General features: G+C 58.0%; 17 protein-coding genes. 10 read left to right on the top strand and 7 right to left on the bottom strand.

The genetic code is table 11. The features are described from left to right. Positions 1 to 67: 67 nt before the first annotated feature. The 3 genes from FKG94_RS02235 to FKG94_RS02225 form a co-directional block, all read right to left on the bottom strand. On the bottom strand, positions 68 to 1,186 hold the full coding sequence (locus tag FKG94_RS02235) for a transglutaminase family protein (protein WP_142902534.1): 1,119 nt from the start codon (positions 1,184 to 1,186) through the stop codon (positions 68 to 70). Further along, entirely contained in the window at positions 1,140 to 6,491 is a 5,352-nt protein-coding gene (locus FKG94_RS02230; RefSeq protein WP_142902533.1) for an FG-GAP-like repeat-containing protein, read from the bottom strand. Before FKG94_RS02230 ends, FKG94_RS02235 begins: the two co-directional genes overlap by 47 nt. A gap of 85 nt (positions 6,492 to 6,576) precedes the next feature. Further along, entirely contained in the window at positions 6,577 to 7,275 is a 699-nt protein-coding gene (locus FKG94_RS02225) for an RHS repeat-associated core domain-containing protein (protein WP_142902532.1), read from the bottom strand. Positions 7,276 to 7,987: 712 nt separating this feature from the next. Between FKG94_RS02225 and FKG94_RS02220 the strand changes: the two genes are divergently transcribed. Together FKG94_RS02220 and gap are read left to right on the top strand one after the other, a co-directional pair. Continuing rightward, positions 7,988 to 9,016: a type I glyceraldehyde-3-phosphate dehydrogenase gene (locus tag FKG94_RS02220; protein WP_142902531.1), complete on the top strand. Its 1,029-nt coding sequence runs from the start codon at positions 7,988 to 7,990 to the stop codon at positions 9,014 to 9,016. 2 nt (positions 9,017 to 9,018) lie between these two features. Continuing rightward, positions 9,019 to 10,017 (top strand): type I glyceraldehyde-3-phosphate dehydrogenase, encoded by a 999-nt coding sequence (gene gap / locus FKG94_RS02215; RefSeq protein ID WP_142902530.1) that lies wholly within the window; start codon positions 9,019 to 9,021, stop codon positions 10,015 to 10,017. Here gap and FKG94_RS02210 read toward each other — a convergent pair. Further along, complete coding sequence (locus FKG94_RS02210; protein ID WP_142902529.1) at positions 10,014 to 11,402, bottom strand: MFS transporter; 1,389 nt, start codon at positions 11,400 to 11,402, stop codon at positions 10,014 to 10,016. The genes gap and FKG94_RS02210 overlap by 4 nt on opposite strands. A 649-nt stretch (positions 11,403 to 12,051) precedes the next feature. Between FKG94_RS02210 and FKG94_RS02205 the strand changes: the two genes are divergently transcribed. From FKG94_RS02205 to FKG94_RS02190, 4 genes are all read left to right on the top strand, one after another. Next, on the top strand, positions 12,052 to 12,480 hold the full coding sequence (locus FKG94_RS02205) for a YiiD C-terminal domain-containing protein (RefSeq protein ID WP_142902528.1): 429 nt from the start codon (positions 12,052 to 12,054) through the stop codon (positions 12,478 to 12,480). 118 nt (positions 12,481 to 12,598) lie between these two features. Then, a complete protein-coding gene (locus tag FKG94_RS02200) occupies positions 12,599 to 13,492 on the top strand; it encodes an adenylate/guanylate cyclase domain-containing protein (protein ID WP_142902527.1) in 894 nt (297 codons plus the stop codon). Between the two features lie 611 nt (positions 13,493 to 14,103). Then, the gene (locus FKG94_RS02195) at positions 14,104 to 14,631 is read left to right on the top strand and encodes a hypothetical protein (protein WP_142902526.1); all 528 of its coding nucleotides are present in this window, start codon (positions 14,104 to 14,106) and stop codon (positions 14,629 to 14,631) included. Positions 14,632 to 14,690: 59 nt separating this feature from the next. After that, the gene (locus FKG94_RS02190) at positions 14,691 to 15,191 is read left to right on the top strand and encodes an RDD family protein (protein WP_142902525.1); all 501 of its coding nucleotides are present in this window, start codon (positions 14,691 to 14,693) and stop codon (positions 15,189 to 15,191) included. A gap of 31 nt (positions 15,192 to 15,222) precedes the next feature. Here FKG94_RS02190 and lptG read toward each other — a convergent pair whose 3' ends face one another. Next, positions 15,223 to 16,287, bottom strand: coding sequence for an LPS export ABC transporter permease LptG (gene lptG, locus FKG94_RS02185; RefSeq protein ID WP_142902524.1), 1,065 nt, complete (start codon positions 16,285 to 16,287; stop codon positions 15,223 to 15,225). Further along, positions 16,280 to 17,410, bottom strand: coding sequence for an LPS export ABC transporter permease LptF (lptF, locus tag FKG94_RS02180; protein WP_142902523.1), 1,131 nt, complete (start codon positions 17,408 to 17,410; stop codon positions 16,280 to 16,282). Before lptF ends, lptG begins: the two co-directional genes overlap by 8 nt. A 415-nt stretch (positions 17,411 to 17,825) precedes the next feature. Here lptF and FKG94_RS02175 point away from each other — a divergent pair, with 415 nt between their 5' ends. From FKG94_RS02175 to FKG94_RS02160, 4 genes are all read left to right on the top strand, one after another. Further along, entirely contained in the window at positions 17,826 to 19,346 is a 1,521-nt protein-coding gene (locus FKG94_RS02175; RefSeq protein ID WP_142902522.1) for a leucyl aminopeptidase, read from the top strand. 21 nt (positions 19,347 to 19,367) lie between these two features. Continuing rightward, positions 19,368 to 19,823: a DNA polymerase III subunit chi gene (locus tag FKG94_RS02170; RefSeq protein ID WP_246124884.1), complete on the top strand. Its 456-nt coding sequence runs from the start codon at positions 19,368 to 19,370 to the stop codon at positions 19,821 to 19,823. Positions 19,824 to 19,846: 23 nt separating this feature from the next. Continuing rightward, positions 19,847 to 21,685 carry an MSCRAMM family adhesin gene (locus tag FKG94_RS02165; protein WP_142902520.1) on the top strand — a complete coding sequence of 613 codons (1,839 nt, stop codon included), beginning with the start codon at positions 19,847 to 19,849 and terminating at the stop codon, positions 21,683 to 21,685. A 141-nt stretch (positions 21,686 to 21,826) separates the two neighbouring features. Further along, entirely contained in the window at positions 21,827 to 24,592 is a 2,766-nt protein-coding gene (locus FKG94_RS02160; protein WP_142902647.1) for a valine--tRNA ligase, read from the top strand. 421 nt (positions 24,593 to 25,013) lie between these two features. Here FKG94_RS02160 and FKG94_RS02155 read toward each other — a convergent pair whose 3' ends face one another. After that, positions 25,014 to 25,814 carry a delta-class carbonic anhydrase gene (locus FKG94_RS02155; RefSeq protein WP_179957445.1) on the bottom strand — a complete coding sequence of 267 codons (801 nt, stop codon included), beginning with the start codon at positions 25,812 to 25,814 and terminating at the stop codon, positions 25,014 to 25,016. Between the last annotated feature and the right edge of the window lie 12 nt (positions 25,815 to 25,826).

Here is a 25,826-nt window from a genome sequence, read left to right as displayed (position 1 = left end):
CATTCCCAATTCTGCTGCATGGACATGAACATCACCAAAGTTAGCGACGCCAACACCCGGGCCAGAGTCAGTTACCCCGATGCGCTTTGAAACGCTCAACAGTGTGCATATACCTTTCCGAAAGCCCCGCCGCGGGCTCTCGCCAACCGAGTGCTTCCGCCTTCGAAAACCAAGCCAGATTCTGTCGCTGCAACGAGTCGAGCCGCCGTCGCTCGGCTTGGCTTCGCGGCAGACCTGCCGCTTTCATCGTGGCTAATTCGCTATGCAGCATTCGCGCATAAAGGTTTCCCTTTAGTAGCACAGCGTTAACAAACTTGGGGTGGTAACCCAACATTAAATCAACCGTCTTATGCGCTATATCGTACTGGCCACTATCGAGATAAGCCTGCCCCAAATCATAGAGCATCAGCGCCACCGCCTCTTTTTTAGTCAAACTGCGCAGGTAGACCCCCTGCTCGATCGCCTCCGGTCGAATCCCGAATTCTTCGACATACCTGGCATCGCTCAGCAGCGTGCCCGAAGTCGTTTCAATATTGGTCGATTTTTTGTCTGCATCGGTATAGCGCACAAACATATGGTGAGGTGCAAGCACCAAATTCACACCGACACCCAGTCTTTCACTGAGCAACAGCAATAAAATCGGCATTGATACACAATTTCCTTTTTTGGTGGCCATATAGTTGACCACCGACTTTCCCCTCGGCTTCAACGTTCCCATCGGGTCGTCGAGATCATATCGATAGGCCTGCTGGTGATTCCATGGGCCCGCGGTGTACAGGTAACGTATGGCTGTGCCCAGTTTTTCCAGGGACGACGGGCCGTATTCGGGCATGGTTTTGATCGTCGCCACGATATTACTGATATTTCTTTCACTCGCGGCAACATCCATATCGTCGTAGAGAGCGGCCTCGATCAAAAAACGTGTGCGCGCCAGATCAATTTCATCTTCCGGCAGAGCTAAAAACCTCTGTATTTTCTCAACAACATCTGTGGACCGATACTCTGCATCGGCCACTACAGAAAAGACTATAAGAAAAGCAATTAACGCACGCGTATACACCACAACATGCCTGCTGGCGCAATGGGGGATTATTTGTATGCCAATGCGCCTGCGCTTATCGAGGAGCTGCTCGCTCCATCTAAAGGCCGTCAACGCATATACCAGAGTTTTCACTTTCAACTTCACGCTGGCTCTCACTATCGACATTGCTAGAGGGTGTATCACCGTCAGTGCTATCCTCGCCCAGGCCATCGGCAACTTCGCCTGGGCCCTTTGCATACACCTGACTATCGGCATTATCGAGGTATCTACTCAACTCATCGCTATCGGTTTGGGAATTCGACGGATCGGCCACTACCAAACGGGCCAGTACCGGGTCGTAATAGCGTGCATTTAAAAACATCAATCCACTGTCATCCAGACGTTCGCCTATAAAGCTGTGAGTCTCGATATGTTCACTGGATTGACTTAACTGCTCCCCGAATGCCGCATAGGTATAACGCTGTATCATATCGCCATTGCTGTCGGTTACCGCCTGCACCGACTGTAAGTGATCTTTGTGCAACCAGAAAGTTTGCCCGGCTTCGCGTTTCGTGTCCTCCGGCAGATATTTCGTGATCTCACCGTCGCGAATCTCCAGGTTATTGACATACAAAGTGGTCACACCATTTTCGGTTTTCTTGACGCGCTCGCCATTGGGACCGTAGAGAAAAGTGCTGCTGTCAATGCGAAGCGGGCGATCGCGACCGTCGTACTCGATCTCGCGACCACTGCCGGCAACCATATTGCCGTTGGCGTCATAGCGGTAATCCGAGTGCGCGCCGGCCGACAACACCGCGTGAGGCCGATCACTGCCGGGAGCGGGATAATCGTACACCCCCACCCTGGAATTGAAAATCATATTGTCGACAGTGTCATAATCAAACGTCTGACTAAGCATCGTATCGTCGATATTGGCGGCACTCTTTAGCCGATACAAATCGTCATAAACATAGGCCCAGCTTTCATTGGCAAAACCACTGGTGATTGTCGTTATCAACCCGATGGAATCCCGCTCGTGGACAATGGCCTGAATACTGCGCCCCCCGGCCCGGGAGTTGATGGACATCAGCCAGTCGTTGTCGTCATTGTAACCATAATCGGTAGTCACCCCATTGGCCAATACTTTCTGGACCATCATGCCGTGATCGTTGTAGGAAATACTCTCGATCAAGCCCGGTATTCCCTGCAGGCGACCGGCAGCATCATAGCGCCAGGGTTGGGTATCACTGCCGATCAGATCACCATCGGGATAGCGCTGCCAGCGGATTCGGCCAGCGGCGTCAAAACCGGTATCAAAGGCGTAAGTGTTACCGTCGATATGGTGGGTGCTTTGCACCGCACGACCAGCCGCATCATAGTTGTATCCCACCGTCATGTTTTCATTACGGGCTGTGCTAAGGCGACCGACATTAAAGTATCCGCCGTACGCTTCATCGTAGATATACTCATTGATTTCAGCGTCGGGTGTACCGGCGCGATAAGTCTCCCTGCGTTTACGACCGAGCAAATCGTACTCGTAGCGGGTGCGCTGGCCGAGGGCATCGGTGCTGGCGAGCTGACGCCCGACATCGTCATATTCATACGACCTGATCCCTAAATCCGGATCGTCAATCCGGGTTTGCCGGCCAAGCGAGTCAAAGTCATAGGTCCAGGTATTGCCGACATTATCGACTATGCCAACAATGCGACCCAGCGCGTCAAACGACATCCGGGTAGATACGCTCCGATCGTTTAAGAAACGGTCGCTTTGCACGCGCTGTCGATAGGCATCGTAGTGCGCGACACTGCGTTTTTGCTGATGATTGGTGCGTACCACTTTTTCAAAATAGGGGCCGTGCAGATAGTCCCAGCGAGTTATACGGCCATCGGCTTCAGTGGTTTGGATCAATCGGTCTAAACCATCGTGGTAACTCAAGCTCCACCGCGGTGTCGTCGTCGCGCGATGCCAGTCACTGTTCGCAGCCACCAACCCCCGTTGGTTAAAGCGTGTCAAGTGTTGCAATACAGCGCCGTCGCCGGCCGGTTTTTGACTCTGGTAAACGCGCTCGAAACCGTCCAAAAATTCACGCCGCCAAAGATCGGGCTGACCATCCGCCCCGGGTGTTACCACCTCAGTGAATTGCGTTTGGGGATCGCCGTAATGATTGTAAGCCGTGATCTCGAAATCGTCACCGGGAAAATCAACCCGGGTAACCCGGCACAATGCATCGTACTGCGAACGTGTAACTTGGTTATTCTCATCGGTCGCCAGGCGTTCCACGCCACAGACGGGGTCCCACTGCATCAGTGTTTTGTGGCGGGTGTCACCGGTAAAATATAACGGCTTGCGGGTTTCAACCACAAATTGTCGGTCGAGTTCATCGTAGATAAACTCCGTTCGGGCCCCCACTGCATCGTAGGCGTTGATGATATTGCCCTCGGCATCGTATTGCGCCCGCGAGGACACAAAGCGATTTTCAGTGTTGAGCCAGTGCTGCTCTTCGGTGCGATTGCCCACCGTCGGCGCGCTAGACCAGGTGGCGGCATTGTCGTAGAGGTAGCGCACCTCGGCGACTTTACTACCGCCGTCGGCAAGCCCGTCAAAAGTTTCAACTCTGGCAGGCAGATTCACGATATAGTCATCGGTATTGGGCACATAGGTGGTTCTAACAGTGCGTTCATCACCTTCGAGCGTCACATCGCCCAACAGGGTTTTACTCACCACATTGCCGAAGTCATCAAATGTTTTTTCGATACCAATTCTCTTGTACTCGCGGTTGTGCCCAACGGTTTCAGTTCGCCCGGTGACCAGTGCTGTATGCGGGACCCGGGTGAGATCTACATCGTATTGATAGCTGAGGCTGCGGGTAAAGGTGCTGTCGCCGTTGTTGCGCGAGATATCGGCAATCTGTCCCCGAGTGGCCAAATCCAGCCGATAAGTTGCCCGTTCATAAGGACAGACCGACTCTCCCTGGAGGCAGGGCAGATACGCGGTAACGCGGGCAAAGCCCATAAACAGCCGGGCTTTCTTGTCTTCCACCCCCACCCAGTAGGTATACTCTGTGCGGCGCACGCTATCGCTGCGGTTGCGGCCGTCGTCCTTACTGATCGCTGTCACTGTCTGCACGATGCGCGGATTAAAGAGGTTGAACCAAGCGGAGGACGGTGTGTACTCCACGCGGGTGGTGCCGCCAAAGTGATTGGTTACTTCAACGAGCTTCAGGTGCTGGTTGGGATCGGTAAGCCGAACAAAATTGCTGCCGTTGTCGGTGTTGTGACATTGATAGTCGGTGCGACCATCACCGTTAAAATCACCGAGAGAAAAGGTATTAACCCGATTCTCTTTACAAAAGACGGACCCGGTACGTGCGGTAAAGGTACCATCGCCTTTGGAAAAGGCGATGGCGGTGGTGCCGGACCGGCGATCGTGGCATTGCAAGTCAGTTAAGTAATCCCCATTAAAGTCGCCCAGAGAAAAGTTGTCGGCGCCAGGCGTACCTTTGCAAAACCTGGGGCCAGCCACTATGGCAAAGCTGCCGCCGCCTTTTGAGAGCGCTACCGAATTATCGCCTTTCAGAATGTTGTGGCATTGCAAGTCGGTCGCGCCGTCGCCGTTAAAATCTCCCAGAGAAAGTCGATATTCGGTACTACCCAGACAGTAGTTTATTCCACCCACGGCGACAAAAGTGCCGTCCCCCCTGGACAGCCTAATACCGTTTTCCTGTCCCTGTCGACACAGGTAGTCGGTTTTACCATCGCCGTTGAAGTCACCGAAAGAAAGCGTACCGCGCTTGCATGTTTCGGGACCCATCGCCAGCGTGAAGGTACCGTCGCCGTTGGAGAACTGCACCCAGGTCTGGCCGTCTCGGGCCCGCTTACAGTGGTAGTCCGTCTTGCCGTCGCCATTAAAATCCCCCAGCGAGAAGATATTGGGCTCGGTGCACCACTTCTCTCCTTCACGCACAAAAAAGCCCAAACCGTGGCTGGATTCCTTGATCCAGTTCTTGCCGTCCCGCCGGCGGTGACATTGGAAATCGGTTTGGCCATCGCCGTTGAAGTCGCCGAGAGAAAGCTGCTCTCCGCCACACCAACTGCCGTCGTCCATAAACTCGAAACTGCCATCGCCGTTAGACAGGCCGATGCGGGTGCCGCAACGATAGTCGGTGCGGCCATCGCCGTTAAAGTCACCGCCGGAGGAAAAATTCCCTGCACACCATCTCACACTGTCTGCCACACGGGTGACCGGATCGACGGTTTCCTCGGCGTAGCGCATCTCGATCGGCGCCAGGGTGGTGCCCGGGTCCGTCACTATGCCGTCGCTGTCGACCACAGCATCGCGGCCATGGGTTGTCACTCGACTCAGCAGCGACTTTTTTGACCCGGCGCTTTGCGTATAGCTCAAGGAATAGCTATTGCGCCGCTCGTCACCCACCCGTACATCGATGGTTTTTAAGCGGTACCGGGTTTTTACCATGCCTCTCCCCGTGGCCCGAAAAATCGGGTCCGGTCGTGTCTCCCAATAGAAGTTAACACTGGCGCGGTTGTAGAAAATCTTTTTGATATAACAGTCTTTTTGCGGCGTAGAGCTGGTCGGGAAGATACCGCCAGCACCGTCGCACCAGTACCAGTAGGTGACTTGGTTACCATGGGTATCCAACATCGCACTCAGCGCCCAGCGGAAGGTGGTTTCCGGTGTATTCGGCGGAAAACCTGTCGGGTTCGACAGATCGCGCAACTGACGGGTATAGATAAAACGGGTGCCGTCTTTGAACGTGAGCGTCCATTTATTCGCTTCGCTGTCGAGGGTAAGGCGCTGGTAGCTTTCGACCTTGGTAGTGTGCGTGCCGCCGTTTTGACACCCCGGGCTCGACATGTCGGGGGTACAGGGAATAATATCGATAACACTGCCGTTAAACAGAAAAATATCCGTATCGTCATAGCGCGGTGCGCCGCGCCCCGGGGAGGCCCGGGTAATAGTCGACAACCCACCGATATGCCAGCCCAGCCCCAGTTGGCCATTGCGGCTGTTAGACTCGTACTTCAAGGCGAGGGCCGGTGTCAAATCCCGATACTTGGGTAAGTCGATATCAATTGTGGTCGTATACTCACCATTAAATGCGTGCGTATCGTAACTGATCTCACCGGCGTTGGCGGCATCGCTGCTCACGGTACCGTCAACCTCACTGACTCCGACTGTGCTGGCGGTCGCCGCCTCCTTGTCTGCCACCGCCACGGAGGCCGGGCTGGGTTGCCCGTCGGCGGGCGCCGCAACGGTCTCGGCAGGCACCGCAACCGTCTCACTATCCGGGGTATCTGCATTCGACGGCACCGTGGCCGCAGCGGTGTCGCCGGCCTCAGTCGACACCGCAACAGCCACTCCCGCGTCGCCGCCTGTCTGACTCGCCGATACAGTGTCGAATCCACAGCTAAACACCAAGAAAAACGCCACACCTAAGCCTGATCTATTCATAGTCTTTCCTATTATCAGATGAGTCGTGTTAACGATAAAACCTCAACTTCCCGCTGAGCCGAAAAGCCGACGACAAACCGTCCGGTTAACGTTTGGGAGCCGGCTCATCGGCATGGGGATTCGGCTCATCAGGCCTCGCCCCCGGGCTGGCGTTATCCAGCGGCGCAACGGGTTCGACATCACTGGGCAATCCGGGCTGCGGTTGCCGGCCCGGCTCGGGAAATGCATTTTTATCCAATATATCCTGCAGGTCATTCAACCGGTCCGACAAGCGCTGCGCCTTCTCCAGCGCTTTTTGACGCGCGTCTTCAAGTTGTTCCATTTTGTCTTTTATCGCTTCCCGTTCCTCCTCGGTCAGTTCACCCTGTTGTTCGTCCTCCTGCTCGACGGCGTCTTCGGACTTACCGGGCTGCTGCCCGCCCGGGTCCGCATCGGCGTGCTCACCGGCACCACCGTCATTCTCAGCCGCGGCCTCGCTGTCGGTATCTTGTGGATCATTGGCTTCGGCAGACAAGCCGCTGGGGTCTCTGACAAACACCGGGTTGTTAAACGCATAAGCGTAGCGATTAAGTCCGACACCATCGCCCAACGGATCGGAGGGGTCTGCTGACACAAAGCGAGCCAGTACCGGCCGGTAGTAACGGGTAGTAGTGGACAGCGGCCCGCAACAATAAGAATACCCGGCCTGCGGCGCGGATTCGGCGCGGGTTTCTACAGTAGCTACCGCACTAAAGCCACGCCAACAAAACGCGAGGGCCGCCACCAGTATCAACACTTTTCTCATTCCTGTTCACCTTCCCGAGGTTGGGCAAGAATCTAGACAGGCGATAGCCAGAGAGACGATACGTTGCGGCGCCGCTGTTACCGGGTATATGCCAACTATGCACTAAAGGTGCACATTTAATACTCGGTTGCGCCGCCAGCGCTTTCACTGCGGTGGCAATTGTGCTGGTCGACCGCGGATAAATCGCCTCACTCGATCCAATGAAACTTTTTCGCGCAATTTTTTGATCCAGTTAACACACTGGGTCCGGGGATCAGCTCAGTGCCGCCCCAAATACGGGTTAGCGATAAGGATGACGCAGGAGGGGCATGCGGGTAAGCTGCCTGATCCATCTCCGAGCACATAGGCAAGCGGCACCGCAGTATGGGCAAACGGCACCTTAATCGAGGGGATCCAGGCGCGTATATCCTTGTCCGCAAACCATTAACCCAGCATCGTTGTCATTCACACCAGCGACTCGCGACAACGGCTTGTTTTTCCCCCGCCAGAAACGCCACCCGGGGCCTGTAACACTATATCCTTCAGTCAGGCCCTGAGCACAGTTGCGCCACTTGGAATACACCCACAGGTCAATTAAGCTACGCCATGGAATAGCTGGAACCTGCGCAAACCGGGGTTTCAACTGTTGCGCTTAACGACTACTGTTAACCATTGCCGTTAACTATTGCCTTCAACTATTACCTTCAACCACAGCAAGCAGGGGGTGTCAGTCTTGGCTACACAAAAGATTCGATTGGGTATTATGGGTTTCGGCCATATCGGCAGGCATCTCTATCGCCTGGCGCTGGAGGGCGATGACATAGAAATCGTTGCAGTCTGCGACATCGGCAAGCCGGAAATTATTCACTACCTGTTGGAGACCGAGGGGGTCGAAGGCCTGGATTGTACCCTGGATGGGAACTACCTGCGCAATCCGAAATTCTCCACCCGGATTCTCAACGGCTCGCACCCGAGCGATGTACCCTGGGACCTGTTCGAGGTGGATTTCGTCATCGACGCCACCCGCAAATACGACGGTCGCGACGATATGCAGGCCCACCTGGACGCCGGCGCTAAACGGGTCATTATCGCAATGCTGCCGAAAGATCATATCGACCGCTTTGTAATACCGGGTATCAACGACGACACCATTAAGGCCGGGGACCGTATGATTTGCGCCGGCTCGGCCACCACCGGCGCCCTGGCGACCGTGCTGAACGCCGTCGACAGGGCCAATCTCAAAGTCGACTACGCGATTATGACGTCGGTCCACGCCTACACCAGTGACCAGTCTCTGCAGGACGCCGCCGGCGAGGACTACCGCCGCAGCCGCTCGGCGGCGGAGAACATCATCCCCAATACCAACCTGTCGCCCGCCTGGGTTGAAAAAATTATGCCGCAGTTTGCCGGCCGCCTGTGCGGCAACGCCCTCAATGTGCCGGTTCAGAAAGGTTCGATGCTCGATTGCACGATTATTTTCAAGGACCCGGCCGTTACTGTGGAGGATGTCAACACGGCTATCGTCAAGGGCGCGGAGCAGACCCCCAACCTACTGGCAGCCACCGCTGAGCCGATTGTGTCATCGGATGTGATCGGCTGCCGGCAGTCGGCACTGTTCGACCTCAAAGCGACTATTAAATCGGGGCAGAAAATGGTCAAGACCATCGCCTGGTATGAAAGTGTCGGCCACGCCTGTCGCATTATCGATGTGGTGCGGGCCTATGCCGACCTGGAACAAGCCAATCTGGAAAAAGGAGAATAATCGTGCGAGTTGCAATCAACGGTTTCGGGCGCATCGGTCGCGCGGTCTTTCGCATTCTGGATCAAAGAACCGATATACAGGTAGTCGCCATCAACGATCTGTTCGACCCGGCGGCACTGAAATACCTACTCAGCTTCGACACGGTCATGGGCCGTTTCAAGGGCCCGCTGGAACTGCAGGACAACCACCTGAAAACCGCCCATTCCGATGTGACCATGCTGGCCGAGCGGGACCCGGACAACCTGCCCTGGGGCGACCTCAATATCGATGTGGTGGTGGAATCCACCGGTGCGTTCCGGGCCAAGGCGCAGTTGGAAAAACACCTGCAGGCCGGTGCCAAGCGGGTGATCCTGACCGTGCCCGCCAAGGATGAGATCGACTACACCGTGGTACTGGGTGTCAACGACGACGGCCTCACCCCCCAGCACCGTATCGTCTCCAACGCCAGTTGCACCACCAACTGCCTGGCGCCGATGGCCAAGGTCCTCAACGACGCCTTCGGCATTGCCGAAGGGGTGATCAACACGGTGCACGCCTACACCAACGACCAGCGCCTGGCCGATGTGCCCCACTCCGACTGGCGTCGCAGCCGTGCGGCCGCCGAGAATATCATCCCCACCTCCACCGGCGCCGCCAAGGCGGTAGGTGAGGTGCTGCCGGAGTTGAAGGGCAAGCTCGACGGTATCGCCTCGCGGGTGCCGGTGCCAGACGGCTCGGTGGTGGACCTGGCAGCGGAGCTGAATCAGGACGTCACCGTGGAAGACATCCACACTGCCGTCAAAGAAGCCTGCGCCACCGAGGCGCTGCACAACATCCTGCAGTTTACCGACCAGCCCCTGGTCTCGTCCGATATCATCGGCAACCCCCACTCTTCCATTTACGACGCCAGCTTTACTCAGGTGGTGGGCAAGCGCTATGTCAAAACCCTGAACTGGTACGACAACGAATGGGGCTACTCCTCCCGGGTCTGCGATCTGCTGGCCAGGATGGCCAGCTTTTAAGCAGCCGGCTCCACGTCGGCCGTTGCGGTGTCGTTGTCGCCGTAACGGCTGACGGCCACCTGCCCGCGCTTTTCATCGACGGTCAGTAACAACAGCAGACCGACGACGAAAAACAGCAACGTCGACAGCAGTGCCAGGCGGTGGTCGCCGCCGCTGAAATAGCTGATCACACCGTAACTCACCGGCCCCACTATCGCCGCCACCCGCATGGCCAGACCCCACAAACCAAAAAATTCCGCGGTGCGCGCCGGTGGGGTGAACTGCCCGATCAACGCCCGCCCGGCCGACTGAGTCGCGCCCATAGCGAGACCGATAAGGTTGCCGGCGATCCACATATCCAGCGGCTGCGACGCGCGAAAGACCACGGCGACCGCCACTATCCAAATCAGTAGTGTGATCGCCAGCGTGCGTATGGAGCCGAGTTTGTCCTGGATCAGCCCGAACACCACCGCACCGAGCGCCGCGGTAAAGTTGACCACCAGGATCAACAGAATAATATCCTGCTGCGACAGCCCCACCACCTCCTGGGCATACACCGCCGCCAGCACAATGACCGTGCTGACGCCGCTTTGGTAGACCGCCAGCGTCAGCAGAAAACGAAACAGGTCCCGGTAGTGGGAGGCCTCCCTGAGCGTGTGCAGTACCCGCCCCAGCCCCCGATTCAGGCCGACCCGGCCGGCCTGCAACAGAGAAAATTGCCGGGTGACGGGGGCCACCGGCACCGCCCGCTCACGCAGCCATAAAAACGTCGGCAGCGCCGCCAAGGCAAACATCACCGCAACGATCAGCATGGTTACCGGTACATACTGGCTGGCATCGGCGCCGCGGCCCTCGGCCCAGTTGATATAGAGCAGGCACAACACCAGCGACAGTATGCCGCCGAAATAACCCAGCCCCCAGGCAAAGCCCGATACCCGGCCCATATTTTTTCTGTCGCTGATCTCCGGCAAAAAGGCGGAAATCAGGTTTTCGCCACTGGCAAACATAACATTGGAGATAATCACCAGCGTCATGGCCATCACCAGGTCGCCCGCCCCGGCCAGCGCGAGCAACGCCGTGCCCGCGACACAACCGATGGTGGTGACCACCAACAGCGGCTTTTTGATCGCGTGATAGTCGGCGATGGCTCCGAGCACCGGCGCCGACAACAGCACGATGGCGTTGGCGATCCCCATGGCCAGGGTCCACAGGAAAGTGGCGCTGCCGCCGTTGTCGGCATTCAGGCTACTCGCCACCACACCGACGAAATACACATTGAAAACCGTGGTGAGCACCACCGTGGTGTAACCCGAGTTGGCGAAGTCGTACATCGCCCAGGCAAACAACTCGCGCTTTTGCGGCTTATCCGCGGGCGCGTGCCGCGTATCGATACCTTGATCCGTCATTTATCCACTCCACTTTTCACTTCACCTGCGCAGTCCATCACCTGCCGTCCAACCTTCGTCGGTGAGGATTCTCCGCCGCACAATGGCCGCTGAACGTCAGCCGGCAGACATGGTCCGCAAACCACAGGCCCACGAAGGCCGCCGCGGGCCGGGTGCGACAGGCCGCCACGCGGCTTCCCGGCCGCCCACCATAACATATACCGCAGCAACGCATAGAAACTTCATGAAATGTCACCGTCGTTGATAGTTAACGTCACTGCAAATGTATGGATATTTTCTAAAATAATCTGCCAGCGGACCCGCACTGCCGGCACCGGCAAACTGCCGGCGTCGGGAATAGCAATGCCTTAAGCAAAAGCGTGCCAATTGGCCGGTTTGCCGCTGGGTAGGGCTTTCAGAAACACGTCGTGAACCCGTACCTGGGGACTCGCCTAAAGCGCCTACTTTTGGTCCCGACAGCATCCCTGCTGTCGAGAGTTTCTGGAAGCCCTACCCAGCGGCAAACCTACCTCCGATATTCTTAGCCGAGATCGATAGGGATAACGAGGGTCGATAAATTGTGCAAATTCGCTTAAAGCAATGCCATCCCCGGCATCGGGTAACTTTCAGCTTCTACCACCTTTGCCAGTCAACCGATAAGCGAGTTGCCATGACCACCGACCAACCAGCCATGACGATCGATATCATTGAGAAGATGGGTGCGCGTATCCTTTCGCTCGATGACAACCGGGTAACCGCCACCATGCCCCTGGCTCCCAACGTCAACCATGTCGGCACCATGTATGCGGGCAGTCTGTTTACCCTGGCCGAGTTCCCCGCCGGCGCCCTGTTCGTGCGCCGGGTGGACACCCGCAAAATACTGCCCATAGTGGCGGAGGTAAAAATACGGTTTCGCCGCCCGGCGCTGACCGATGTGTTTATGTCGCTGGAGATTGCCGAGGCAGAGTTCGAACGCCTGCAGCGCGAGACCCTGGCCGAGGGCAAGAGCAGCCTGATCAACCACCAGGAGCTGACCGATACCAATGGCGAAGTCGTCGCTATCGCAGAGGCCCGCTACGTCTGGCTGAAGGCGCCCTGAAATCCGGCCGGGGTCCAGACCGCTGGCACGAATTTGCCTGTGGCTTTTTGCGATAAGGCGCCGACAGTCGATATACTTGGCAACCGGGCAGCCGTGCCTGCATCACCGGAGTCAAGCCATGAGCGATACCAGCCAGCTGCAAGCCATCATGTTCGCCGATGTGTCGGGCAGCTCGGCGCTGTACAAACGCGTGGGCAACCTCGAGGCAAAAAGCCTGATCGACGAAACTATCGGCACTATGCGGGCCCTCACGGAGGCCAATAACGGTATCGTGGTAAAAACCATTGGCGATGAAGTCATGGCGCGCTTCGATCACCCCGAGGCCGCCTGCAGCGCCGCCATCGCCATGCAGCAGGGCAGTCAGGACGGCAACGGCCTGGCCATTCGCATCGGCCTGGCTTATGGCGCGACCCTGCTGGTGGACGGCGATGTGTTCGGCGATACGGTCAACGATGCGGCCTGCGTCGCCCATATCGCCCGCGCCCGGCAGACGGTTGTCACCCAGGCGATAGTGGACGAGTTGCCGCCGTCATTGCGCGACGCCTGCCAGGAGTTTGACCGCATCCCCATCAAGGGCGAGGGCCAAATCTCGTTGATCTACCGCCTGCAGTGGGAGCTGCCCGACCAAACCTACAGCGCCACGCGCGTCATGGCACTGCAGGAACTCAGCGGGGATAATCCCGCCAGCCAGCGCCTGACCCTGGCTCACAGCGACGGCGAATTGCAGCTTACGCCACAGGAGACACCGTTTGTGATCGGCAGGGACCCGCGGCGTGTGGATCTCTTTATCAATACCAGCCTCGCCTCCCGCGACCACTGCCATATCGACTTCCGCCGCGGCAAGTTTGTACTGGTGGACCACAGCACCAACGGCACCTATGTCACCACGCCCGGTCACGAACCGATTTACCTGCGCCGCGAGGAAGTGCCGCTGCAGGGCGAAGGCAGTATCGGCATCGGCGGCCAGACCGATAAACCCAGCACCGAAGTGATTCGTTTTCGCCTCAGCTAAGCGGCAGTGCGCTGCCCTACTCAGCCTCAATAGAATAAAAAAGTCTATTTTTTTATTTTTTAATTCTTTTTGGCTTTTAAAAAGAAACAAAAATGACACAAATCGTTTAAATCCCGACCAGCGACTAGATCGATTTGTTCTACTCGGCCTCTTCTGAAACTGCTGAGAGAATTAAGACGTCACAGCCGGGACAAAAATTCCATTTGGCAAGTTAAGATTCACTCACCCCCCTGTGCAAGAGGCTGGTAGCCCCCGGGCCGACGCCTGGAATGGCTGAGCAGTCACGCCGATGAACCGCTTACATTTTCCATACATTTCGATCTAAAAAGAGGCTTTATAATCCACAGCGATCAGGGCAAGATGATCCATACTTCTGGAAACAGGAGCTTGGCGAGATGACGAGAAGTACGGACCATAGAAATACAAACCAAATAAGCGCGAACCAGATAAGTACGAACCAAGTAAGCACGAGCGAGAAAAGCAAGAGCAAGAGCAAGAAAAGTACGAACAAAACTGAAAACAAAGACAACACGACAAACACAAACAAGACAAAGTACACAAAACAGTTGAACAAACCGTCGCCCGGCGACGCCAACCTCGGAGCAATTGTTTTGACGGATCGAATACACCCACTGCCGTTCTATATGGCCACCCTGCTTCTGGCACTGAGTGCCATCGCGCCCCAGCTCAGTTGGGCTGAAAACAGCGACGATATATTCATCCCCGATAACCTCTTGTTTTACAACCCCCTCAAGCAGACCGATAATCGCGTGGAAATTTCCGCACTCCCCAGCACCACCGGTCTCGATAACCAGGCGCTGGAACAGGCCGCCATGCATTTTCGCGACAACCAGATGAACTCGACCCAGCGGGCGCTGAACTACCAGTGGTTGCATCAACATCACCACCAGACCGATCTCGAACACGATAGTAAGGTCTTGTCCAAGTTGTTGAAAATGGGCTTGCGTACTTACTGGGACAATATGCAAAAGCCGGGATTTATGACGGGAAAGAACAGCCTGGGTACGGGTTCCGGCAGCAAAAAGTCCTACCGCAGCAGTTTCACCAAAAGTGAGGTCGACTACGACCTCAAGATTTCCGGCAATAAACTGAAACTGTCTATGGACTATAAGTTTTAAACGCTACTTCACACATCTGCTACAATCAGGCCCGCACAGTTCAGCGGGCCTTTTTATTTATGCCATCGACAACCGCGCCGACGCCGGCCGATTCCATCACCAACCCCAGTGCCGGCCCACTGCGCCGTGTCGCCGCGCTGGTTTACGACAGTCTGTTGCTGATCGCACTGAGTCTGGCCTACGGATTCTTGGGCGTGGCGATAACGGTAGTGATAACGGGCGCCGACCCGCAAACTCTCGAGCCGATCGCTGCCAGTCCCTGGCTTTTCATTGGCTGGGTCATCACCCTCGCCCTGTTTTACTGTGTGTTCTGGCGGCGCGGTGGCCAGACCCTGGGGATGCGCGCCTGGCGCCTGAAACTGGAGCGCGATACCGAGGGTGACGGCGGCGGCACAATCCCCGGGTGGCGCGAATGTCTGTTGCGTTGCCTGGTAGCACCCCCGGCCCTGGCCGCTGCCGGTCTCGGTTACTGGTGGTGCTATTTCGATCCCAAAGGCCGCAGCCTGCAGGATCGACTCAGCGCGACGCGCGTGGTGGTGGTACCGAAGGCCGGACGCTGAACTGGAGACTGGCGCCAGGCCGTCCGCTCGGTCAAAGGCTCCGGCGCAGCAACACCACCCCGACCGCCGCACAAATCAAAATCGGCACCAACACCGCCAGCAGCGGTGAAAACCCGAATACCAGACTCGACGGACCCAACAGGTCCTGGCTGGTGCGAAACACAATGCCCACCACCACCCCGCTGAACACCCGAAAGCCCATGGTGACTTCCCGCAGCGGACCAAAAATAAACGATATGGCAATCAACACCAGACTCGCCGCGGCCAGCGGTTGCAACAGTTTTTGCCAAAATGCCAGCCAGTATTCATCACTGCCGAGACCCTGCTGCCCGAGGTAAGTAGCGTAGGAATACAGACGTCGAATCGACAGCGCTTCGGGCGGCAGCACCAGAATATTCAGCAGCGCCGGTGATATCCCGGTGCGCCAGCGGCGGGTGGTGAACGTACTGGTGGTGATCTCGGCCCCGCTCAGGTCGGTAACCTGCCCCTGTTCCTCGAGCCAGACGCCGCCGCCCTGGTAGGTCGCGCGTTTGGTGAAACTGGAGAACACCAGTTGGCGGCGCTCATCGAAACCGTAGCGGGTCACCCCAAACAGCACGCCGTTGGGCAGTACCGCGTTGAAATGCATATACTCATCGCCCTCGCGACTCCACAGGCCGCGCCGCGATTGCAGGGCGCGGTCCTCACCCTGGGCCAGCGCGCGCCGGCTCTCGGCGATCTGGTCGGTATAGGGTATGACATATTCACCCAGCGCCAGGCCCAGCGCCATAAACCACAGCACCGGCTTCAGCACCATCCAACTCACCCGCGCCACCGACACGCCGGCGGCCCGCATAACCACCAGCTCACTGGCACCGGCCAGACTGCCCAACCCCCACAGGCAACCCACCAACACCGCGAAAGGTATCTGTTCGTAAAGACGCGCGGGCAGGGTCAGCCCCACATAGATCAAAACCTCCAACCCCGTATACGCGTCTTTCCGATCGCTCATCTCGTCGACCAGGGCGGAAATCCCGTCCAGCGCCACTAACACCAGCAACACCGTGGCAACCGAACCGATAATGGCGCGGCCCACATAGCGGTTGAGCCTACGCATCACTGCCCTCTCCCCCCTGCGCCTGCAGCGCCGGTCGCCGTCGCAACCAGGACCTCCAGCTCCCCGCCGTCAACAACAGCAGAGCAATAACAAAAAATATCGAGTGCACCGCCCAGAGACCGAAGTGCACCGGCAGACGGCCGTCCTCGATTGCCCCGCGGGCAGAACTCAGAGAGACCAGGTAAATGATGTACAGCAAAATAGCGGGTATCATTTTCAGGTAGCGACCCTGGCGCGGACTGGTCTTACTGAGGGGCACTGCCATCAACGTCAAAATCACCACCAGCACCGGAATTGACAGCCGCCACTGCAGCGTCGCCTGATCGACGAGCTTGTCCGACCCCAATAGCGCCCGGGTGGGAGTCGAGTCTGCCTTAGCCTTGCGCTTTTCGCGTGCGTGGGGCTGCTCGAGGCGCTGGGCGAACTGCGCAAACCGGGTGATACGGTAGTCGGCCTCTCCGGGTCGCCCCTCGTAGCGGTGGCCGTTTTTCAAAATCAGATAACGCTGGCCGTTCTCCTCATGGGTAATCTGATTGCCCGACTCCGCCACGATAACCGCCAAATCAGCACTCGCCGACCCGTCGGCCATCTGCGCCATAAACACCCCAAACATCTGCTTGCGATCACTGCTGAGCGACTCGGCATAGGTGATACTCTGGCCGTTGCGCATGGCCTCGAAGCGGGCCGGCGTCAGGGCGTCGAACTCGGTGCGTTTGCGCTGCTCGCTGAGGATCGCCTCGGCCCGCTCCGCACCCAGCGGGCTTACAAACAGACTGAAACCGGCCACCACCATCGCCACACCCAGCGCGGGTATCAGGGAGTACCCCAGCAGTCGCCGTTGGCTCATACCGCAGGCTGACAGCACCGTCATTTCACTGTCCATATACAAGCGCCCGTAAGCGAACAGGATCGCCAGGAACAGACCCAGCGGCAGGATCAACTCGAGAAACCCGGGCAGGCGGTAACCCATGACGGCGAACAACACATCGGAGGCAAGTTTACCGGCGGCGGCATCCGCCAGATACTTTACAAAACGGGCGCTTAGGGTGAACATCAACAGCACCGCGCTGACGGCTGTCATACTGAACAGCACCTCGCGGGCCAGGTATCGAAATACAATCACAGCAGCGGTAAAGGTTTCCTGATCATCGGGTTAAAAAGTCCGCTAAACAACGCTGCCACACCAGCGGTGGGACCAGCCAAATACCAGCCCAAACAACGCGGGCTTGGTGTAAACTAGCGCCCGGCGGCTGACGATGCGGCATTATCTCCCAAACCCATTACAATGTCTCGTGACCAACGTCCTATGAGGACTAAGTCCGGCGGCGCGTATAGTTAGTTACCAGGTGTCAGGTGTCGTTAGTTACCAGGTGTAGCTGGTTACCGGATACGCTTGCTTACCAGATGTAGCTAACTACTGGGTATAGTTAATTAACAGACACCACTACTTGGGACAGTTATTTGAGTCAATTGTTTGAGCCGGCGCCAGTTTCGGTACCGGTGCAGCGAGAACAATAATCCAGCGGGAAACCACTATTATGAATTTTCAGGCGAAAGCTTCCGACGTTATTAACGATACCACCGATTGTGCAGTGGTTGCCGTCTTCAAAGACGGCAAGCTCTCAGCCGGCGCCCAGGCGGTCAACAAAGCCTGCCATAAAATTGTGCAACAATTAATCAAGCAGAAAGACATCACCGGCAAGCCTGGTAAAACCACCTGGCTGCACGGCCTCGACGGTATCAAGGCCAAACGTATACTGCTGCTGGGCGCCGGCGCTCAATCGGGCTGTTCGGAGGCCGACTATCAACGCCTGATCAAAGGTACCGCCGAGGCGCTCAAAGGCAGCGGCTGCGAAAATGCCGTGCTGCACCTGGATGATATCAACGTAAAGATCGAGACCCACTCAGGCGACGATAAATCCACACCCAACCGCGATACGGCCTGGAAAGCCCAGCAGGCGGTGGAGGTGTTCGGCTCGACCTATTACCAATTCAACGCCCACAAGAGCAAAAAGAGCGACCCCGTCAAACTCAAGAAAGTCACCCTCGCCGTGGCGGATGCCAAACAGCGCAAAACGACCCAGGCAGGCATCAAGGCCGGTGCGGCGGTAACCGCGGGCGCGAACCTGGCACGCGACCTGGGCAATCACCCGGGCAACGTCTGCACCCCCACCTACCTGGCTGCAGAAGCCAGGCGCCTGGCTCGCAATCAACCCAGGCTGACCACCAAGATACTGCAGGAAAAACAGATGCGGGAATTGGGTATGCACTCACTGCTGTCTGTAGCGGCCGGTACCGAGGAACCGGCCCAGATGATCATCATGGAATACAAAGGCGCCGCTAAAAGCAAGGCGCCCTACGTGCTGGTGGGCAAAGGCATCACCTTCGACTCCGGTGGTATCAGTCTCAAGCCCGGCGCCGCCATGGACGAAATGAAGTTCGATATGTGCGGGGCCGCCAGTGTATTCGGCGCCATGCGGGCGCTGCTCGACCTGCAACCGACACTCAATGTGGTGGCTGTGGTGGTGGCCAGCGAGAACATGCCCAGCGGGCGCGCCACCAAACCGGGCGATATCGTCACCTCCATGTCCGGCCAGACCATCGAGATACTCAATACCGATGCGGAGGGCCGTCTGGTGCTGTGCGACGCACTGACCTACGTCGAGCGTTACAAGCCGGAGGCGGTCATTGACGTTGCCACCCTGACCGGGGCCTGCGTTATCGCGCTGGGCAAACACGCCACCGGCCTCTACAGCAACCGCCACACCCTGGCCCAGGCACTGTTGGCGGCGGGCCGCGAGGCGGCCGACAAAGCCTGGCATATGCCACTGTGGGACGAGTACCAAAAGCAACTGGACAGCAATTTCGCCGATATGGCCAATATCGGCGGCGCCCCGGGCGGCAGTGTTACGGCGGCGTGCTTTCTCTCGCGGTTTGCCAAAAAGTACCCCTGGGCGCACCTGGATATCGCCGGCACCGCCTGGCTGTCGGGCAACCAGAAGGGGGCCACCGGACGGCCGGTGCCGCTGTTGGTCAGATATCTGCTGGATCAGGTCTAGGAACGCCCGGCGGTGACACAGGTGGATTTCTATATCCTCGCCGCCGAGTCGGCGGCCGCGCGACTGGCTTTTACCTGCCGCCTGATCGACAAGGCCCGCCGCCTCGACAAACGCGTCTTTGTCGCCACCGGGGACACCCGCCAAACCGCGGCGCTGGACCAACTGCTGTGGAGCTTCAGGCCGGAATCCTTTATCGGTCACAGCGCCGTCGACCGGGACGCTGCCGATGCCGATGTCCGGGCCCTGGCGCCCTCGCCGGTGCTGATCAGTCACCGTCCCGCCGGCGACGATCACCACGACCTGCTGATCAATCTCGGCGACGCCGTACCGGGTTATTTCAGCCGTTTCGAGCGCCTGGCTGAGGTGGTGATACAGGTGCCGGAGATTTTGCAGGCGACTCGCAATAACTACACATTTTACCGCGACCGCGGCTATCCGATACAATCACACCATCTGGGCGGCAACACGTCCGGATAAGGCTGTCGGAGTATTGGGACCGTATGCCCAGAAATAAGAAAGAAACCAAAAAAGCGCTGCTCGGCGAGCTGGAGTCCATCAAGGACCTCCTGATAGAAGACGAAGACGCGATACCGGTACTCGAACCCACGCCGCCGCTGTTGGACGTCGAGGCAATCGAGCCGCCGCTGCTGACCGATACCCTGCCACCGGGCGGGCCCGACGTGCCGCCGCTATTGAACAACCCCGCGGACCCGCCGCCAAATACCGAATCACCCGGCCCGACATCGCGGCAATCACAGCAGCCTGGGCAACCGACTGCGCCGGCAGACGAGCTGGCGCTGGACGCTATGGAACCACCGGTGCCGGAAGAAGTCACGGCCGCGACCCTGGCCAAGGCGGCGGATGAAGAAATCCAAGCCGCCCGGGAGGAACAGGCGCAGAGCAACGCGCAGACGGATGTGCGAGACCCGCCGGCCGCAACCGAAGTCGTCTCCACGCCACCGCCCTCCGACAGCGGCGCGCCCAAACCTCTGCCCGGCCAGCACAGCCTGTTTGACGATCCGCCGCCGCAACCGGCGCAGCAAAGCAAAGGCAAGACAGCGGCAGAAAGACGGGCGCCGGCGACCAAAGCCAAGCCGGCGACGCAACGCAAATCCCCGGCGCCCAAGCGCAACACTCCCGTCAAGGCCCAGGGGGACAACCCGTTTTTACCCAAGCATATTCGCGACCGCCTGCACACGACCAAAACGCTGGTCGACCAGATCAAGGAGTCCCCTGCGTTTCGCGACTTCCCGTTTCCGCCCGAAGCGGCCTCCAGCCCTGCTCAGCCCCCGGCCACTGAGGGTCTCAGCGACGCTGATCCCACTACTCAATCGCCGTCGAGCCCAGAATTTGCGCTCGACAACGGGCCGGCCTTAAACCCTGAGTCCGCTTATGGTCCCGAGCCGACCGTCGGGACTGAAGCCAATACCGAGCCTGAACCAACGCCCAACACTGCGCCGGCCTCAAGCTCCGAACCCGCTCATGGTGTCGAGCCGCCACCCGGCGCTGAGTTCGTCCCCCCGGCAGAGTCCGGCCCCAGTGCGGCATCCTTCCCTATCGTCGAGCCGACTCACGGCGCTAAATCCGCCCTTAGCGACGAGTCGGCACTCGACCCCGGACTCGCTCCCACCGATGAGTCAAACTTCGACGCTGAATCCACCCTCAATGACGAGTCAGCACTCAGCCCCACTCTCACTGTCGAGGCAACTTCCGACGTCGAATCCACCCTCGGTGACGGGTCACCACTCGATCTCGAGCCCACTCTCACTGCCCAGGCAACTGCCGACGCTGAATCCGACCTCGGTGACGAACTGCCACTCGACCTCGAGCCCACCCTTACTGCCGAGGCAACTGCCGACGCTGAATCCGACCTCGGTGGCGAGCTGCCACTCGACCTCGAGCCCACTCTCACTGTCGAGGCGACTTTCGACGCTGAATCCACCTTCGGTGATAAGTCAGGACTCGACTCCGGGCCCGCTGCCACCGCCGATACACCACCCGGCCCCGAATCAACTGCCGGTGTCGAGCCGACCGCAAGCCACGAGTTACCGTCCGCCGCGAAGCTGGCCGCCAGCCCCGCCATGTTGCCGGTGCCCGAACCGACCCCGGTATTGACCGCCCGGGACGAGTTGATCGAGCAGTTGGTCGCCGAATTTATGCCGGCCATCGAGCACGAATTGCGCCGGCGGTTGCAGGCACTCTCTACCGACCCTAAGCTGCAGCGCCCTACCGACCCTAAGCTGCAGCGCCCTACCGACCCTAAGCTGCCGCGCCCTACCGACAATAAGCCGCCGCGCTCCACTCCCGATAAGCCGCCGCGCTCCGCCGGCGACGATTGACAACGCCGGCTTACCGTTTCGCGAAGCAATCAGTTTCGAGCAGGCTGAGGGCATTGTATAATCCGCTGCCCTGTTACCATCAATCGACACTATCAATCGACAATACCCATTGCCATGACTGACGATACTGCGCCACCGGCGCTGGACAAAACCTACCAACCCCAAGCCCTGGAAACCCACTGGTACGAGACCTGGGAAGCGCGGGGCTATTTTGCCCCGAGCGGCAAAGGCGAGCCTTACAGCATCATGATCCCGCCGCCCAATGTCACCGGCAGTCTGCATATGGGGCACGGTTTTCAGGAAAGCATCATGGATGCGCTGATTCGCTACCACCGCATGTGTGGCAAAAACACCCTCTGGCAGGTGGGCACCGACCACGCCGGTATCGCCACCCAGATGGTGGTGGAGCGGCTGCTGGAAACCGAGGGGGTATCGCGCCACGACCTCGGCCGGGAAAAATTTATCGAGAAAGTGTGGGACTGGAAGCACCATTCCGGCGGCAATATCACCCGCCAGTTGCGCCGCCTCGGCGCCTCGCCCGACTGGTCCCGCGAGCGCTTCACCATGGACGACGGCTTTTACAAAGCCGTGCAGGAAGTGTTTATCAAACTCTATGACGACGGTCTTATCTACCGCGGCAAGCGCCTGGTGAACTGGGACCCGAAACTGCATACGGCGATCTCCGACCTGGAGGTGATCAGTGAAGAGGAGCAGGGCCATCTCTGGCACTTCCGCTACCCGCTGAGCAGCGGTGATGGTCATCTGACGGTGGCCACCACCCGCCCCGAGACCATGCTGGGCGATACGGCGGTGGCCGTGCACCCCGAAGATGAGCGCTATCGAGACCTGATCGGCCAGACCCTGAAACTGCCGCTGACCGATCGCGAAATCCCGATTATCGCCGACGACTATGTCGACCGCGATTTCGGCACCGGCTGCGTCAAAATCACACCCGCCCACGATTTCAACGATTACGAGATGGGCCAGCGCCACCAGTTGGACGTGATCAACGTGCTCGATGCCGACGCCAGGATCAATGCCAGCGCGCCGGCAAAATACCGCGGCATGGATCGCTTCGAGGCCCGCAAGCAGGTGGTTGCCGACCTGGACCAACTCGGACTGCTGGAAAAAGTCGACGACCACAAGCTAAAAGTACCCCGCGGCGACCGCAGCGGGGTGGTGATCGAGCCCTATCTGACCTATCAGTGGTATGTAAAGACCGAGCCGCTGGCACAGGAGGCGATCGAAAAAGTCGAGGACGGCAGCATTCAGTTCGTGCCTAAACAATATGCAAATATGTACTTCTCCTGGATGCGCGATATCCAGGACTGGTGTATCTCCCGGCAACTGTGGTGGGGCCACCGTATTCCCGCCTGGTACGATGACCAGGGCGAGGTGTATGTGGGGCGCGATGAAGCCGAGGTACGTCGCAAACACCAGTTGGGTGACGACATCAGGTTACAACAGGACGAAGACGTACTCGACACCTGGTTCTCGTCGGGGCTGTGGACATTTGGCACGCTCGGCTGGCCGGAACAGTCACCGGACCTGGAGACGTTCCACCCGAGCAGTGTGCTGGTTACCGCTTTCGATATTATTTTCTTCTGGGTTGCCCGCATGATTATGCTGACCCTGTACTTTCGCAAGGAAATTCCCTTCCACACCGTGTATATCACCGGTTTGGTGCGCGACGGTCACGGGCAGAAGATGTCGAAGTCTAAAGGCAATGTACTCGACCCGATCGATCTGATCGACGGTATCGACCTCGAGGCTCTGGTGCAAAAGCGCAGCGAGGGCATGATGCTGCCGCAGTTGCGCAATAAAATCGCAGCGCAAACGCGCAAGGAGTTTCCCGAGGGTCTGGCCCCCTACGGCACCGATGCCCTGCGTTATACCTACTACTCACTGGCATCCACCGGCCGGGATATCAAGTTCGATGTCGGTCGCATCGAGGGATTTCGCAACTTCTGCAACAAGATCTGGAACGCCGCCCGCTATGTACTGATGAATACCCAGGATCGGGACTGCGGCCAAGACGGCGGCGCCGTAGAGCTGTCGCTGGCCGACCGCTGGATCATCTCCCGACTGCAACAGGCCGAACAGGCGGTAACGGAGGGCATCGAGACCTATCGTTTTGATCTTGCCAGCCAGGCGCTGTACGAATTTGTCTGGAACGAGTACTGCGACTGGTACCTGGAGTTGTCCAAGCCGATGCTGTGGAGCGACACCGCCAGCGACGCGCAAAAGACGGGCACCCGCCGTACGCTGATCCGGGTGCTGGAAACGGTACTACGCCTGGCACATCCGTTTATGCCGTTTATCACCGAGGAAATCTGGCAGCGGGTAAAAACCCTGGCGGGTGTCGAGGGCGATTCCATTATGCTGGCGCCCTACCCTGTGGCCGACGTCGACAAGATTGACCAGGCCGCCACCGCCGATATCGAGTGGGTGAAAAAAGTGATTATCGCCGTGCGCAATATTCGCGGGGAGATGAATATCTCACCCGCCAAGGCGCTGCCGGTGTATTTTCAAAACGGCGGCGCTGGCGATCAACGCCGCCTGCAGGAGAACCGACAGTTTCTGCTCAAACTCGCCAGCCTCGAATCCATCACCTGGCTGGCGCAGGGCGAACAGGCGCCGCTATCGGCCACGGGTCTGGTCGACGATATGGAGGTGCTGGTGCCGATGAGCGGGCTTATCGACAAAGACGCCGAGCTGGCGCGCCTGGATCGGGAGCTGGACAAACTGAACAAGGACCTGGCGCGGGTGCAGGGCAAACTCAGTAATTCAAAGTTTGTCGACAAGGCGCCGGAAGCTGTGGTGCAGAAAGAGCGGGACAAGCTGGCGGAGATGCGGGGCGCATTGGGCAAGCTCAAGGAGCAGCGCGGCAAGATTGCCAGTTTGTAACAAGCTGAAGCCGTTCCACGAAGGAGCCAGTAAAACCGGTGTATGCTGTCGAATTTTGACAGCTTCCGATTACAGTTGATGACAATTCAGGGCTACACAATCCCGCCTGCCGACAGTGCTCTTGCGCGCTCTGCAGTGATTCTACTTTAACCATGTAACTGCCCGTAAATAAGGAATGACACGGTTGTTGAAGATCGTGGCGAATCGACTGGAGGAGATGCATGCTGAGACGCGCCGTAAACCCATCCCTGGGGGCTCGCGCACGGCATCCCTGCCGTGCACGGTCTCAGCATGCATCTCCTCCAGTCGATTCTTCTTACTTACCTTCAGTATTCTCTTATCAGTTTTAAAAACCAGACAACTAGGCCACGGTTTCAATCGAAAGGCGTGGCCTGCCCCAACCCGCAAACAGATAACCCGGCTATTTAATCTCAGACAAAAGCTTGGGATTGGTCACCAGTTTCCTGACACCGTGGGCATAGTCTTCTTCAAACACATTGTTCTCACACCACTTACTCAAACTGTTGATATCCAACTTGGCGCACTGCGGTCGCACGCTCCACGATACCTGCAGCGGTGAACAGGTTGCTTCGGTGTAACTGGGTCCGGTAGTAGAGCCCTGGAACTGCACTGGCTCGCCAGTGCCACTCGGCAGCGCCTTGGCCTGGTGGTAACCCTTGGCACGGTTGCCGGCATAGCTGAAATCGGCAAAGTCCAGCGCATTGGTATCATTGACGACGGTAAAGACCTGGGTTTCCACTCGCAGATCGGGGTTGGCACACTGCTCCGACAAACAGGAACCAAGTCCTTTACCCGGTTTTACGTCACAGGATGAATGCACCCAATGTACCTCGATGGTGTCGCCCGGTTTTATACCTTTACAGTGATTGACCTTCGGCGCCTTCAACTCCGCACGGCTCAACGACTTGCTGACATTACACTGATACCCCCCGTTAACACCATCTCCCGCATAGATAGAAAAATCCTTTGCTTTGTGTTCAGCGTTGGCATGGAAGTGAATGTTACACAGGTTCATCGTTTGATAGCTCGGCGCCATCGAGAAGGCGCGCGGGTTTGTCCCGACCGCACTATCGATATCCCTGGGAGTTTGCGGTCCAAAGCCAACACAGGCCTCCGCCGCATGACCCAGAGTCGAAAAACCTGCCAGCAACGAAACCAGGGCGAACTGAATTATTCTAACTGTCTGCACGGTACTTTTCATTGGCACTGTACT

This window comes from Exilibacterium tricleocarpae, from assembly GCF_007004655.1.
Taxonomy (GTDB): Bacteria; Pseudomonadota; Gammaproteobacteria; order Pseudomonadales; family Cellvibrionaceae; genus Exilibacterium; species Exilibacterium tricleocarpae.
This window is presented reverse-complemented; position numbering and strand designations above follow the sequence as displayed.